The organism is Hymenobacter tenuis (genome assembly GCF_054780495.1).
The window spans coordinates 2,295,267-2,310,463 of sequence record NZ_BAAGWF010000001.1; the positions used below are offsets into that span (position 1 = coordinate 2,295,267).

General features: G+C 57.7%; 12 protein-coding genes. 10 read left to right on the forward strand and 2 right to left on the reverse strand.

Annotated features, from left to right (window positions below):
- Positions 1-22: 22 nt before the first annotated feature.
- The 3 genes from ACYVGU_RS09965 (at position 23) to ACYVGU_RS09975 (ending at position 4,066) form a co-directional block, all read left to right on the forward strand.
- Positions 23-1,135, forward strand: a complete 1,113-nt coding sequence (locus ACYVGU_RS09965) for an acyl-CoA synthetase family protein (RefSeq protein WP_460621914.1) — start codon at positions 23-25, stop codon at positions 1,133-1,135.
- Positions 1,136-1,359: 224 nt separating this feature from the next.
- On the forward strand, positions 1,360-3,522 hold the full coding sequence (locus ACYVGU_RS09970) for a M49 family metallopeptidase (protein ID WP_460621915.1): 2,163 nt from the start codon (positions 1,360-1,362) through the stop codon (positions 3,520-3,522).
- 109 nt (positions 3,523-3,631) lie between these two features.
- Positions 3,632-4,066, forward strand: coding sequence for a hypothetical protein (locus ACYVGU_RS09975; protein ID WP_460621916.1), 435 nt, complete (start codon positions 3,632-3,634; stop codon positions 4,064-4,066).
- A gap of 134 nt (positions 4,067-4,200) precedes the next feature.
- Here ACYVGU_RS09975 and ACYVGU_RS09980 read toward each other — a convergent pair whose 3' ends face one another.
- Positions 4,201-4,896: a hypothetical protein gene (locus tag ACYVGU_RS09980; protein ID WP_460621917.1), complete on the reverse strand. Its 696-nt coding sequence runs from the start codon at positions 4,894-4,896 to the stop codon at positions 4,201-4,203.
- A gap of 189 nt (positions 4,897-5,085) precedes the next feature.
- Between ACYVGU_RS09980 and ACYVGU_RS09985 the strand changes: the two genes are divergently transcribed.
- Positions 5,086-5,547, forward strand: coding sequence for an ABA4-like family protein (locus ACYVGU_RS09985; RefSeq protein WP_460621918.1), 462 nt, complete (start codon positions 5,086-5,088; stop codon positions 5,545-5,547).
- 12 nt (positions 5,548-5,559) lie between these two features.
- Complete coding sequence (locus tag ACYVGU_RS09990) at positions 5,560-6,423, forward strand: hypothetical protein (protein ID WP_460621919.1); 864 nt, start codon at positions 5,560-5,562, stop codon at positions 6,421-6,423.
- Between the two features lie 130 nt (positions 6,424-6,553).
- On the opposite strand, the gene ACYVGU_RS09995 is transcribed toward ACYVGU_RS09990, so the two are convergent.
- Positions 6,554-8,098, reverse strand: a complete 1,545-nt coding sequence (locus ACYVGU_RS09995) for a hypothetical protein (protein ID WP_460621920.1) — start codon at positions 8,096-8,098, stop codon at positions 6,554-6,556.
- A gap of 500 nt (positions 8,099-8,598) precedes the next feature.
- On the opposite strand from ACYVGU_RS09995, the gene ACYVGU_RS10000 reads away from it, so the two are divergent.
- The 5 genes from ACYVGU_RS10000 to ilvC all read left to right on the forward strand — a co-directional run bounded on the left by ACYVGU_RS10000 (position 8,599) and on the right by ilvC (position 15,138).
- A complete protein-coding gene (locus tag ACYVGU_RS10000; RefSeq protein WP_460621921.1) occupies positions 8,599-9,504 on the forward strand; it encodes an aminotransferase class IV in 906 nt (301 codons plus the stop codon).
- Between the two features lie 177 nt (positions 9,505-9,681).
- Positions 9,682-11,406 carry a dihydroxy-acid dehydratase gene (ilvD, locus tag ACYVGU_RS10005; RefSeq protein WP_460621922.1) on the forward strand — a complete coding sequence of 575 codons (1,725 nt, stop codon included), beginning with the start codon at positions 9,682-9,684 and terminating at the stop codon, positions 11,404-11,406.
- Complete coding sequence (ilvB, locus tag ACYVGU_RS10010) at positions 11,369-13,126, forward strand: biosynthetic-type acetolactate synthase large subunit (protein ID WP_460621923.1); 1,758 nt, start codon at positions 11,369-11,371, stop codon at positions 13,124-13,126. The genes ilvD and ilvB overlap by 38 nt, the downstream gene beginning before the upstream one ends.
- Positions 13,127-13,279: 153 nt before the next feature.
- Positions 13,280-13,885: an acetolactate synthase small subunit gene (gene ilvN, locus ACYVGU_RS10015; protein ID WP_460614692.1), complete on the forward strand. Its 606-nt coding sequence runs from the start codon at positions 13,280-13,282 to the stop codon at positions 13,883-13,885.
- Between the two features lie 185 nt (positions 13,886-14,070).
- Positions 14,071-15,138: a ketol-acid reductoisomerase gene (ilvC, locus tag ACYVGU_RS10020; RefSeq protein ID WP_460621924.1), complete on the forward strand. Its 1,068-nt coding sequence runs from the start codon at positions 14,071-14,073 to the stop codon at positions 15,136-15,138.
- Positions 15,139-15,197: the final 59 nt, after the last annotated feature.

A 15,197-nucleotide genomic window follows, 5' to 3' on the forward strand; every position in this document is an offset into this window, starting at 1 on the left:
CTTGATTTTCTGATTCTCTTGTATGGCTTCTTCCTCTGACCTGCTTCCCGACTCCCTCCTGCTCAACGGCCGCGAATTCCTCTACGCCGATATTCAGCAATACCCCGCCAACTCCCCCACTGACCTGAATGGCTACGAGGCGCGGGTGCTGGACTTCTGCCGGCAGTGGCTGAACGGAGCGCAGGAGTTTGGACTGCAGACCTCGGGCTCTACGGGCACGCCTCAGTCTGTGACCATGACGCGGCAGCAGCTGGAAGCCTCGGCCCGGCGCACCGGCGACTACTTCGACCTGGGCCCCGGTGACCGAATGCTGGTGTGCCTGAACTGTGAGTATGTGGGTGGCCTCATGATGCTGGTACGGGCATTTGAGCGCCGCATGCACCTCACCATTGTAGAGCCCCAAGCCGATCCGCTAGCCCTTGTGCCGGCCCAAACCACCTTTGACTTCACCTCCTTTGTGCCCTTGCAGCTGCGGGCCGTGCTGGAAGCCGGCCACGCCCCGCGCCTGAATCAGATGAAAGGCATACTGGTGGGGGGCGCCGCCGTAGAGCGCAGCCTGGAGCGCCAGATCCAGGAGCTGACGGTGCCCGTTTACGTGACGTATGGCATGACGGAAACCGCCTCGCATATTGCCCTTCGCCGCCTCAACGGGCCTAGTCCGGCCCCACATTACCAAGTGCTGCCCGGCATTGAGGTAGGGCAGGATGAGCGCGGCTGCCTTACCATCCGGGCCGACGTGACCCGTGGGGAGCTCATCACAACCAATGACCGGGTACAGCTCCTAGATGCGCACCGTTTTGAATGGCTGGGCCGAGCCGATTTTGTGATAAACAGCGGCGGCGTGAAAGTGCAGGCCGAGAAAGTAGAGCTAGTGCTAGAAGTAGCTCTCATGGAGCTGGGCCTAAGCCGCCGAGCTTTTGTAGCTGGCCTGCCCGATCAGCGGCTGGGGGAGCAGGTAACGGCTTTTGTGGAAGGCGATGCGCTAACGCCTGAGCAGCAGCATGCCTTGCAGGAGTTGCTCGGTCAGCGCCTGGGTAAGTATGAACAGCCCCGCGAACTGATCTTTGTGCCCCGATTCCGCACTACAGCCTCCGGCAAGCTCGACCGCCTCAGCACCGTGCGAGAGGCTCACTAGGCATTGCTTGTGGGCAAACCGGGCCTGACCGCCCAATGCCTAACCCTGCGTTTAAGCACAACCGCCCTGGGCCCCTACTGGGGCGGTTGTGCTGCCAGAGTTTGGCTCCGGGCAGGCCCTAGTCAGGAAAAGTTCTGGCAAGCTAGATTTGCTTGGCTTGCGCTTTCTTGCTTTCGTTAAATTATGCGTTGATTTGTACAAGTTCTCCACTCTGCCTTGTATTAATGAAGCGCCCTCCCCTATCGGCGGCTGCCCTCTTGCTGATTGCTCAGCTGGGCGGCGGCTGTGCCAGCACCTCCCACATCACCGCTCCCCCCATCACGGCTGTTAGCAGCAGCCCCACCGAGGTAGCTCCCCAAGCACAGCCCGTAGCAACCGAAGCGCCAGCAGCACCCGCCACTCCGCCCTTTCAGGTAGTTACGGAGCAGTTCGCCGACCTGCGTATTCTGCGCTACCAGGTGCCCGGCTTCGAAGAGCTGGAACCCCGCCAGAAAGAGCTGCTGTACTACCTGTACGAGGCCGCTCTAAGTGGCCGCGACATTATCTACGACCAGAATTACAAGCACAACCTGCGTGTGCGCCGCACCCTGGAAGCGCTGTGGCCCGCCAACCAGGAGCGCCTGACGGCCAGCACCAATCAGCAGCAGATAGCCCAGGCCGGCAAGTTTGCTACTTACGCCAAGCGCGTATGGTTCAGCAATGGCGTGCACCACCACTACAGCACCCGCAAGTTTGTGCCCGAGTGCACCCCGGCCTATTTCAAGGAGCTGATTTTTGCCACCGACTCCAAACTATTGCCCCTGGAGCCCGGCGAATCAGTTACCAAGTTTCTGGCCACGATGACGCCCATCTTGTTTGACGCGAATGTGGCCCCGAAACGCGTAAACCAGGAAGCTGGCAAAGACTTGGTGAAGACCTCCGCCAACAACTTCTATGAGGGCATGACCCAAACGGAAGTGGAAACGCTGTACAAGAAAAAAGCCAGCAAAAAAGAGGCACAACCCGTTTCCTACGGCCTCAACTCCAAGCTGGTAAAGGACAAGCAAAACCGCCTGATTGAACGCGTGTGGCACACCGAAGGCATGTATGGCCAGGCCCTCACGAAAGTGGTGTACTGGCTGACCAAGGCCGTGGAAGTAGCCGAAAACCCCGAGCAAAAGCTGGCCCTGCAGAAGCTCATTGAGTTTTACCAGACCGGCGACCTGAAAAAATGGGATGAGTACAACATTGTCTGGGTGCACGATACCAAATCGCGCACGGATGTAGTGAACGGCTTTATTGAGGTGTACGGCGACCCGCTGGGCTACCGTGCGGCCTACGAGTCGGTGGTATCGTTCAAAGACCTGGAAGCCACCAAGCGCATCAAGGCCATCGGCGACGAGGCCCAGTGGTTTGAAGATAACTCCACCATCAAGCCCGAGCACAAGAAGCAGAACGTAGTCGGGATTACCGCCAAGGTAATTACCGTGGTAGTAGAAGCCGGCGACGCCGCTCCCAACACGCCTATCGGCATCAACCTGCCCAATGCCACCTGGATCCGGAAAGAGCACGGCTCGAAGTCGGTGAACCTAGGCAACATTGTGGATGCCTACGGCCTGGCCGATGCCGGCGGCCTGCTGGATGAGTTTGCGTTTGATGAGGCCGAAAAGCAGCGCGCCCGCCAATACGCGGCGCTGGCTGGCAAGCTGCACACCGATATGCACGAGGTAATCGGGCACGCTTCGGGGCAAATTAACAAAGGCGTGGGCACCCCCAAGGAAACCCTGAAAAGCTACGCCTCAGCGCTGGAAGAAGCCCGCGCCGACCTGGTGGCGCTTTACTACCTCCCCGACCCCAAGCTGACCCAGCTGGGCGTGGTGCCCTCCGCCGACGTAGCCAAAGCCGAGTACGACAACTACATCCGCAACGGCCTGATGACCCAGCTGGTGCGCCTCCAACTCGGTGAAACCGTAGAAGAAGCTCACATGCGCAACCGCCAGATGGTAGCGAAATGGGCTTTCGAGAAAGGCAGCAGAGACAACGTTATTGAGAAGATAACCCGCGACGGCAACACGTATTTCCGGGTGAACGACTACGGGAAGCTACGCGGCCTGTTTGGGCAGCTACTGCGCGAGCTCCAGCGCATCACCAGCGAGGGCGACTACGCAGCCGGCAAAAACCTAATTGAAACCTACGGCGTGAAGGTTGACCCAGCCCTGCACAAGGAAGTGCTGTCTCGCTACTCAAAGCTCAACATTGCCCCCTACGCTGGCTTCATCCAGCCCAAGCTGGTGCCCGTACTGCAGGACGGTAAAGTGGTGGACGTGAAAGTGGAATACCCCACTGACTTCTCGCAGCAAATGCTGGAATACGGCCGCAAGTACCGGTTGCTACCCAACTACAACTAACCTGAATTCTAAAAATACAGGGAAAGAGCCGGTACCACTACCACATCTTTCCCTGTAACTTTTGCCCGCCACTCCAGATCCTCGTCTAACTTCTCCAACCATTCACCTCATGAAACACCTTTTCTCCACGCTGCTGCTGGCCACACTGCTGGGCTCGGCGGCACACGTTCAGGCACAGTCGGCTCCGGCAGCAGTGCGCCCTATGCAGTCTGAGCCTGTTCGGTACGAGTTCTGCGAATTGATGCGCACGGGCGCCATCAACCTGGGCAAAGCCGAAAAAGAAAAAAGCGGCGACATCTTCGTTGACTTCGGCTACGGCTACGAGAAGCTGGGCGGCTCGGAGCAGGTAGTGCGCGAGGCCGGCAAAATTCAGGTGTTTGCTACCACCATCAGCGCCCTCAACTACATGGGCAGCCTAGGCTGGGAAATTGTGCAGATTATGGAGCACCCCATTAACTACACCAAAGGTGAGCCTAGCGAATATGTGCGCCGCTATGTGCTGCGCCGCCCCACCTCGGCTAAAGCCATAGGCGCCGCCCGCTAACGGCAACGCCTGCTCCCTCTGAAGCAGCCTCGCCCGGCATCTGGCTACAACGCTAGGCGCCGGGTGAGGCTGTTTTTGGGCGCGGACCTACGGGTGTGCAGCCGCACCTTTTACTGGCATACAAACTGGTGTTGCTAGGGTTGCGGGGCGGGCAAAGGGGTAACGGGTGGCGGGTCTTCGCGAAGTCCGCTCTGCGAAAACAAGCGCTGCCGCCCCCTAACCACCCGAATAAAGTCGCTCAGAAAAAGCTTAACCCGCCCGAAGAAAATGACGCCGCTCATTTCATCCTCGGGCTGTTGTCCCGCCGCTATAGCCTGCCGATACCCTGCTCCGGTGCCCACCCCAATCCACCGAAATACCCGGTAATGGGCCGCAATGGAGGGTTCTACCATAAACAGCACCTCGTTGTTGGTTCGGCGCACGCCACCATCCGGAAAGTAGTATTTAGTATAGTAGCTGCCCGCGCCCAGCTGCAAGGGCGTACTCAGCTCCCAGCGCTTGTTCCCGATGAACACGTACTCGCCATACGCCACCACATAGCGAAACCGAACCTCGTCGCGGGTACCAGCTGGCGTCCCGATGGGCTGCGCAATACGCGTCGGTACGCCTCCAGAAAGCCGGTACAGACCTATGCCTGCCCGCCAGCGGCCGCGCCATTCTATGCCGCCTTTTATTCCGTTGATTCCTACTACTTTGCCATTCAGAATAGAGAACCGCTGATCAAACTGAAACACCGGCCGGCGGTGCGCCTGGCGCACAAAGGTACTATCAGCAAGTGCCCAGGCGGTTTGGCCGGGCAGTAGGGCTAGCGGGATAGATAAGGCAAACAAACGGGATAGACAGGCGGCATTCACGGCACAAAAATACGTTCTCCGGCGAGGAAATCAGGGGCAGGGCACTTTGGCTCACCACCTGCCCTAGTACGGTTGACCCGGTGTAACGGCGGTTTCACCCCATTTTACCCTGACAAACACCTCCATTATCCCCATGTTTACGGCGTCATCCGCTACTAGGTCTATATGGTACTGCAACCCGACGTTCTGTTTTCGCTGGCTAACCCGGTTGCTATGTTGGGCTGGGCCTTGCTGGTGCTGGCTCCACGCTGGTACGTAACGCAGCGCCTAGTACTGAGCGGGGCCCTGCCACTCCTGCTGGCCGCAGCGTATGCCCTCCTGATTGGCTTGCACTATATTGGGCCTCATGGTTCCGAAGGCGGGTTTAGCTCTTTGGCCGGGGTAGCAGCCTTGTTCCGCAACCCGTGGGCGCTGCTGGCGGGCTGGGTGCATTACTTGTGCTTCGATTTGTGCCTCGGCATCTGGGAAAGTCTCGATGCGCGGCGGCGCGGGGTGCCGCACTTGCTACTCGTGCCGTGCCTTCTGCTCACGTTCTTGTTTGGGCCAGTGGGGCTCCTTCTATACTCTTTGGTGCGGCGTTTCTATGGCCGCGATGTTGCTACTTCCGCCTCCTCTGTCACGCGTTAGGTTTCCGTCGCCATGTCTACTTTCCTACCCCTGAAAACAACCTCAACCGGTACCTTGCACCCTTTATCCCGGCGCGTGGCGTTACCGCTGGCCTATGCCGCTGAGTGGCTTCGCGTGCTGCACCGCGTGAATCCGGTGTTGTCGGGGGCGGGTTGGCTGCACGTAGGGTTTCTGCTGTTGGCCCTCATGCTTTTGCCCTTCGACCATCGGTTGGTGACAGGCGTACCGGTGTGGGTGAAGCCCCTGAAGTTTGCCCTATCGGGCCTCCTCTACCTCTGGACGCTGGCCTGGCTGCTGGCCGATCTGCCCTCCCAGGCCCAGCGGGCCGTGCGCCGCATCAGCTGGGGAGTAGGCCTGAGTATGGTGGTTGAAATGGTGTGCATTTCGGGCCAGGCCGCACGGGGCACCACCTCCCACTACAACATCGCTAGCACCTTCGATATGCTGGTTTTCAACCTGATGGGCGTGTTCATCCTGCTGAATACCGTGCTTACCATGTGGGCCGTGTACCTGGTGTGGCGACACCGCCCGCACGGCCCCGCTGGCTACGTATGGGGCGTGCGCCTAGGCTTGTTGCTCTTTCTTATTGGAAGCGTACTCGGTGGCATGATGATTCACCTCAACCAGCACACGGTGGGCGCCCCCGATGGTGGCCCCGGCCTCCCCGGCCTCGGCTGGAGCACCCGCGCCGGCGACCTGCGTATCGCCCACTTCCTAGGCCTGCACGCCTTACAAGCCGTGCCGTTGCTAGGGTGGCTTATGGCCCGAACCGTGCCTAGTCGAGCGGTGCTACTCACATGGCTAGGGGCGTTGCTCTATGCCGGCTTAGTGGCGGCATTGTTTGGCCAGGCCATGCACGGGTTGCCCCTGTTTTAGAGGTAGGATATGTAGGTAGATAGGATATATAGGCCGTCATTCCGAGCGCAGTCGAGGAATGACGGCCTGTTTAATGACGTTCTATTTTACTTCGTCCTGTACCCTCCTCACTATTCACCACGTCATCCTCCTACTTCAACTGCTTGAATTTGCGCTGGATTACCTCTTGCACCGGCACGTTTTCGATTTTGCTTTCCAGCCAGGAAATGATATCGAGGTAGAGAAAAGGCCGGCGCTCAAAAGGGTTTTCGGCAATGCGCACGAGCTTGTCTTTGAGCTGGATAAAGGCCTCTTTTAGCTTAGAAGGAGCCACATCGCCGAGGTTGCGCAGGAACTGGAATATGGCCTCCTGCATTTGCTGCTGGTCGTTCATTTTGCCCAGGAAACGGTACACCGAGCGGATTTGGTAATCCAGGGCCTCGTCGCGACCGGCTTCGTAATGGGCAATCAGGTTCAGAATGCGGGCAAAGCACTGAATGTCTTCGCGCAGGCTCGCCTCCTTGAAATAGATAACCTTGTTAAGGTACTCAATGGCCTTATCCGACTGGCCACTGCCGAAGTAGAGGCTGGCAATTTTATAGTAGAACACCAACCGCCGGTGCGAGTCGAGCTGAATGCGGAAGTGGTCGAGCTTTTCCAGCAGCTCCGGAATGATGGTGAGGCCTTCCGTAAACTGCCCGCGCATGAAATACCCATTAAGCCGGTTGGTGTAGATGTACAGGAACAGCAGCATTTCAATGTTCGGGTTCGAGTACCGGTTGGGGCCAGCGGCGTAGGCCTCTAGCTGTGCTAGCACCTGCTCAAATTTACTGTAATACAGCATGTTGTGCGCCGTAATCAGCAGGTTGTGCAGGCCTTTGATGTACAACATGGCCTGCTGCTCCCGCATGAGTGGGTTGTTCTCAAACAGATCTACCCATTTCTGCGCGTAGCGGAAGCACAGCCGGAAGTTCTGCGTGATGGTGTAGTACCACACGTGGGCCTGGTAGTAATAGAGCTGCTCATAAAAGCCCGCTTCCCGCGGGTCCATTGCGGGCAAACCGTCGTGGAAGTAGGCCGTGATTTTCTCGTAGTCCTGCTGGTTGCGGGTGTGCCCTATTTTGAGGTAGCGCCCGTACATGCGCAGCGCCAGGTTGGACAGCTCGTGCTCCCGCGAAACGTGCGCCACAGTACTGGTCGCCTCGTCCGATAACTCACGCGCCCGTCCTCGCAAACTGCGCGTGATGTACTGCCCTTCAATCAGCTTCTCAAAGTCGAGGGCCAGCAATACAATGTGTTGCATTTCAGCCTGCCGCGCCGAGGCTTTCACTTTTTCCAGCATGCGTAGGCTCTGCTGATAGAGGCCCCGGTTGTAAAGCACGCGGGCATAATCAAGTTGCTCCCGCAGCTGAATATCGAGGTTGTGACTGGCGTGGTACATGCGCAAACTCGACAGCAACTGCCGATACAAGTTCGCCTTTAGGTTGGCTACTTGCACTTTCTTAATGGCTGGCACCTGGGCCAATACGCGCTCCTCGTCGTACTTCTCCTGTCCTTCCAGCGCATCGAAAAGCTGCAGAAACTTCAGCCCATCAGTAGAGCCCTGCCGGTTGGCAAACAGCCGGAAGTGCCGCTTTTCAGTGCGGGTCAGGGTCTTGATTAATTGAAAAACCGGATCGGAATTTTCGTTGGGCATCGTATTTGGGGAAAATACAAGTTATTACCTATCAATATTTTACCTAATAAAAACCAAATATTAGAAATGGTAAGGAAGTAAGAAAAACGTTTTAATGCTTAGCATAAGCTAGTGTACTTGCGCTCATCAATAGAGCGTAAAGATGATATGCCTGAGCACTTTTCCACTTCTTGGTCCGCAATATTTCTTCCTCTTGTAACGGCCGGCTGGCGAGCCATACTTACGCAGGCCACACCTTCCGGAGATACTATCAGCGGCTGCTACTCTCTCCAAAGAATTGCAGCAAACCAAGGCTCCGGTAGGCCACTCCTTCTACCCTCTTCCTCTTTTCACTTTCGATTTCCATGACCTCTGTTTTCCGCCTCGTCCTGCATGTCATTATTCTGCCACTGCCGGGCTGAAAGGAAGCGCATTGTCCTGATTCGACTAGCCTTTCTCAGCCCCGCGCTCGGAAAGGCTTTTTCATAGCCATTTTTTCTCTCCCTACCTCACTTACTACCATGTACTTCACCAGTAACACCATTGCCTTTTTGGATGGCGAGTTTGTGCCGGCTGAGCAGGCTACCTGCGGCGTGTATGCCCAATCCTTGCACTACGGCTACTCCGTATTCGAAGGAATCAGAGCCTATAATACGCCAACCGGAACCCGCATTTTCAAGGCAGAGGAGCACTACGAGCGGCTGCATTACTCGTGTAAGAGCATTGGGCTGCCGCTGGAGTATTCGGTAGAGGAGCTTACGCGCATCAGTTATGAAGTACTGGAACGCAACAACCTGACGGATGCGTACATCCGGCCGCTGGTGTATGCCGCTACCCCCAACATGAGCCTGAAAGCCGCCACCACCAGCAACCTGCTGATTGCGGTGTGGGAATGGGGCAAATACCTCGGCGACCAGAGCCTGCGCCTCACCATCTCGCCCTACGAGCGGCCTAACCCCAAAGCGGTTCCTATTGAGGCCAAAGTAGGCGGTCATTACGTCAACTCCATCATTGCCAGCACGGAGGCCAAAGGCCGCGGCTATGATGAAGCTCTACTGCTGGATATGAACGGTTACGTAGCCGAAGGGCCTGGCGCCAACTTCTTCTTCGAGCGCGACGGCGAGCTGTACACGGCCCCACAAGGCAGCATTCTGCGCGGCATCACCCGCAATACCATTATCGATCTGGCCCGCGAGTCTGGCATTACAGTGCATGAGAAGTTCTTTAAGCCAGAGGAGCTGCGCACTGCTTCAGCGGCCTTCATGACGGGCACCGCGGCCGAGGTTATCGGCATTGCCTCGGTGGATGATGTGGTGTTTGAAAAGTCGTTCCAGCACTCCATCGGCGGCATGCTCGCCGGCCACTACCACGCTCTTGTAACGGGGCAAGCGGTGAGCCGCAACGCGAGCTACGCCGAGAAAGCTTAATAGAGGCCTACAGGATATCAGAACGAACCGATAACAGAACGTCCTGCTGAGCGGAGCCGAAGCATCACTACCGCTTCGTTGCAGAACCCTAGGCCAGTTGAGCAGCCAACGGTAGAGATGCTTCGGCTCCGCTCAGCAGGACAGTTTCTTACCAAACCCATAGCACAAACTCCACCCATGGCCCTGAATAAATACAGTCGCATCTACACCCAGGACGACAGCCTGCCGGCGTCCCAAGCCATGCTCATTGGCTCGGGGCTTTCGGATGCTGATTTGCACAAGCCATTTGTGGGCATCTGCTCCACGGGGTTCGAGGGCAACACGTGTAACATGCACCTCAATGGCCTTGCCGACCAGGTGAAAGTAGGCGTGCAAGAGCAAGGCCTGGTAGGACTGCGGTTTAACACGATTGGGGTCAGCGACGGAATTACCAACGGCACGGCGGGCATGCGCTACTCCTTGGTTTCCAGGGAAATCATTGCTGATTCCATTGAAGCCATGGCCGGGGCGCACAACTACGATGCGCTGGCCTGCGTGATGGGCTGCGACAAGAATATGCCCGGTGCTCTCATTGCTATGGCGCGACTGAACCGGCCTTCCTTGATGGTGTACGGAGGCACTATTAAGGGCGGCTCGTTTAAGGGGCAGCAGCTCAACATTGTGTCGTGCTTTGAGGCCTATGGCAAGAAGCTGCAGGGGCAGATATCGGACGAGGATTACAAGGGCATCATCCACAACGCCTGCCCGGGTCCGGGGGCGTGTGGGGGCATGTACACAGCTAACACCATGGCGGCGGCCATAGAAACGCTGGGCATGAGCGTCCCGTTTTCCTCGTCCTCCCCAGCAGTGAGTCAGGAGAAGCAGCAGGAGTGCCTCACGGCCGGCTCCTACCTGCGCCGCCTACTCGAACTTGACCTCAAGCCCCGCGACATTCTGGTTCGCGAAGCCTTCGAAAATGCCTTGGTGATGACCACCGTGCTCGGCGGCTCTACCAACGCGGTGCTCCACCTGATTGCCATTGCCCACGCCGCTGGCGTGCACCTCACGATGGAGGACTTCCAGGCCGTGAGTAACCGCACGCCGGTGCTGGCCGACCTCAAGCCCAGCGGCAAGTACCTGATGGAAGACCTCTCGGCCCTAGGCGGTGTGCCAGCCGTGATGAAAACCCTACTGAACCTAGGCCTGCTCCACGGCGACCTGCTGACGGTAACGGGCCAAACCCTGGCCGAAAACCTCGCTAACGTGCAGCCCCTGGGCGCCGAACAGGATTTGCTTCGCCCTCTGGATAACCCCATTAAAGCCGACGGCCACATTCAGATTCTGTATGGCAATCTGGCCGAGAAAGGCGCCGTGGCGAAAATCACGGGGAAGGAAGGCCTCCGGTTTGAAGGTCCGGCTATTGTGTTCAACTCCGAAGAAGAGCTGAACGAAGGCATCACGCAGGGTAAGATTCAGCCGGGTCATGTGGTCGTGATTCGCTATGTGGGGCCCAAGGGCGGACCCGGCATGCCGGAAATGCTCAAGCCGACCTCAGCCATCATTGGGGCAGGCCTAGGCGACAAGGTAGCGCTCATTACAGACGGCCGCTTCTCAGGTGGCACGCACGGCTTCGTGATTGGGCACGTCTGCCCCGAGGCCTACGATGGCGGCACCATCGCGCTGGTGGAAGATGGCGACTGGATTGTGCTGGACGCCGGCACCAACACCATTGATGTGCAGGTAGATGACGCGCTGCTGGAGCTACGCCGCCAGCAGTGGCAGCGGCCCCGGCCCAACGTGCAACAAGGCGTGCTGCTGAAGTATATCCGCACGGTCAGCGACGCGAGCCGCGGCTGTATCACTGATTACCAGGAAGACCATGTACATGAATCCACAACCCCAGCCCGCGCCAACCTCGCCTGAAACGGCCGTAGCCACGGCGGAGCTTAGCACCCAAACGCTTTCGGGAGCACAGGCTACGCTGCACGCGCTGCTGGCGGAGGGCGTGGACACCGTATTCGGCTACCCCGGCGGTGCCATCATCCCGATTTATGATGCGCTCTACGACTTCAAGGAGCAGCTAAACCACGTGTTGGTGCGCCACGAGCAAGGCGGCATTCACGCGGCCCAGGGCTATGCGCGTTCGTCGGGCAAGGTGGGAGTGGTCTTCGCGACTAGCGGCCCCGGTGCTACTAACCTCGTGACTGGCCTAGCCGACGCCCAGATTGACAGTACGCCGCTGGTGTGCATCACGGGGCAGGTATTCGCGCATTTGCTGGGCACCGATGCCTTCCAGGAAACCGACATCATCAACATCACAACGCCGGTTACCAAGTGGAACCACCAAGTAACAGATGCCAGCGAGATTCCGGAGGTACTGGCCAAAGCCTTTTACATCGCGCGCAGCGGTAGGCCTGGTCCGGTGCTGATTGACATCACCAAAAACGCTCAGATTCAGAAGGCCGACTTTGAGCCGTACCAGCCCTGCACCCACATCCGCAGCTATAGGCCTAGGCCACTTATTCGGCACGAGTACGTGGCGCAGGCAGCTGCTCTCATCAACCAAGCCAAGCGGCCGTTGGTGCTCTGGGGCCAAGGCGTATTGCTAGGCCAGGCCGAGCAGGAGTTCAAAAAGTTCATTGAGAAAAGCGGCATTCCAGCCGCCTGGACCATTCTTGGCGCTGGCGCCCTACCCACCGGCCACCCGCTCAACGTGGGCATGCTGGGCATGCACGGCAACTACGGCCCCAACGTGCTGACCAATGAGTGCGACGTGCTCATTGCCATCGGCATGCGTTTCGACGACCGGGTAACGGGCCGCCTAGATAAATATGCCAAGCAAGCCCAAATCATTCACCTCGACATCGACCCCACGGAAATCGACAAGAACGTGAAGGCCACCGTGCCGGTGTGGGGCGACTGCAAAGAAACCCTTCCCCTGCTCACGCAGCTAGTAGAGCCCCGCTCCTACCCCGAGTGGCGGCAACGCTTTACGGAGCACGACGCCGAAGAAATAGCGGCCGTGATCCAAGACGAGCTGTTTCCGACCTCCGACGAGCTGACGATGGGCGAAGTAATTCAGCAGCTGAATGAGCTGACCCAAGGTGAGGCCATCATCGTGACTGATGTAGGTCAGCACCAGATGGTAGCTTGCCGCTACGCCAAGCTCAATCACACCCGCAGCAACATTACCAGCGGTGGCCTAGGCACCATGGGCTTTGCTCTGCCGGCCGCCATCGGGGCCAAGTTTGGCGCACCGGAGCGCACGGTAGTAGCTGTTATCGGAGACGGGGGCATTCAGATGACGATCCAAGAGCTGGGCACCATCATGCAGACGGGCGTCAACGTGAAGATTCTGCTGCTCAATAACCAGTTCCTAGGCATGGTGCGCCAGTGGCAGGAGATGTTCCACGACCGGCGCTACTCCTTCGTGGATATTGCCAGCCCCGATTACGTGACCGTGGCCCGTGGCTACAGCATTGCCGGCCGCCGCGTAGACAGCCGCCCCGAGTTGCAACCAGCCCTGCGCGAAATGCTGGAGCACCCCGGCTCCTTCCTGCTGGAAGTAATGGTGACGAAGGAGAACAACATCTTCCCCATGGTGCCGCAAGGCTGCGGAGTAAGTGAAATCCGACTGAAATAGAACGCGGTCCGACAGATCAAAAAAGAACGTCATGCTGAGCGCAGCCGAAGCATCTCTACCGCTGACTAATTACTGGACTAAGCCTCTACAACGAAGCGCAAGAGATGCTTCGACAGGCTCAACATGACGGCTTAGTAGCTACCCCTTATAACCATGAATCAGCAACCCATCGAACGGCAGGAGTACAACATCACGGCCTACACCGAGAATCAGGTGGGACTGCTGAACCGCATTGCCATCATTTTCTCTCGGCGCAAAATCAACATCGAGAGTCTCAACACGTCGCCTTCGGAAGTTGAAGGCATTCACCGCTTCAATATTGTGGTGGTGGAAACCGAGGAGGTAGTGCGCAAAATAGCCCGGCAGATTGAAAAGCAGATCGAGGTGCTGAAGGTGTACTTCAATACCAACGAGGACGTGATCTGGCAGGAAATGGCGCTGTACAAAGTGCCTACCGATGTCATTGCCGAGCGGGTGATTGTGGAGCGACTGCTGCGGGAACATGGCGCCCGCGTCGTGGTGATTCGGAAAGACTACACGGTATTCGAAACCACTGGCCACCGCGAGGAAACCGACAAACTTCTATCCGTTTTGGCCCCTTATGGCCTCATTGAGTTTGTGCGCTCGGCCCGCATTGCCATCATCAAAAACAGCCAAGGCTTTCACCACAAACTCCGCGAGTTTGAGCGAGTGGAACCCAGCCACGAGGTCAGTGAAAACGACTACCTCAACAGCCGCGACAAGGTATTCACGATGTGAAAGCACCCGCCATCGTGAGCAAAAAAGCACGTCATGCTGAGCGAAGTCGAAGCATCTCTACCTCTAACTAACTACTGGCCTAGGCCTATTTCAATGAAGCGGTAGATATGCTTCGACTCCGCTCAGCATGACGGCCTGAAAACAACAAAACGACATTTTCATCTTCCAACCCAATACCCAACATCATGGCAACCATCAACTTTGGCGGCGTAGAAGAGCACGTAGTGACCCGCGACGAATTTCCTTTGGACAAAGCCCGCGCTATTCTGAAAGACGAAACCATTGCCGTGATTGGCTACGGCGTGCAGGGCCCTGGCCAGGCGCTAAACCTGCGCGACAATGGCTTCAACGTCATCATCGGGCAGCGCCGCGATTCTGCATCGTGGAGCAAGGCCGAAGCCGATGGTTGGGTGGAAGGCGAAACGTTGTTCGACATTGAAGAAGCAGCGGAGCGCGGCACTATCATCGCCAACCTCCTCTCTGATGCCGGCCAGATTGCAGTCTGGCCTACATTGAAAGCCAAGCTCACGCCCGGCAAAACGCTGTATTTCTCGCACGGCTTCGGCATCACGTTCAATGACCAGACTGGCATCGTGCCGCCCGCTGATGTGGATGTGGTATTGGTAGCTCCCAAGGGTAGCGGTACCAGCCTGCGCCGCCTGTTTGTGGCGGGTGGCGGCCTGAACTCCTCGTTTGCCGTGTTCCAGGATGCTACCGGACAGGCCTACGAGAAGGCTATTGCCCTTGGCATTGGGGTAGGCTCGGGCTACTTGTTTGAAACCGACTTCAAGCGCGAAGTATACTCTGACCTTACTGGTGAGCGGGGCGTGCTGATGGGTGCATTAGCGGGCATCATTGAGGCCCAATACCAAGTGCTGCGTCAGCGTGGCCATTCCCCTTCTGAGGCCTTCAACGAAACCGTGGAAGAGCTCACCCAGAGCCTCGTGCCACTAGTTGGCGAAAACGGCATGGACTGGATGTTCAGCAACTGCTCCGTAACCGCCCAGCGCGGCGCCCTCGACTGGAAAGGCCGCTTCCGCGAGGCTACCCTGCCCGTGCTGAATGAGCTCTACGACAGCGTAGCCTCGGGCCAGGAAGCCGCCCGCACGATTCAGCGAGGTTCTACCCCCGGCTACCGCAAGGAGTTGGAAGCGGAACTGAAGGAAGTGCGCGACTCAGAACTGTGGCAGACCGGCGCCACCGTGCGCGAGCTACGCTCCAAAGCCACTGAAAAGGTGGAAGAACTAAGCTAACTACACCATTGAATCTAGAAGAACGTCATGTCTCGCTCCGGTCGACATGACGTTCTTTT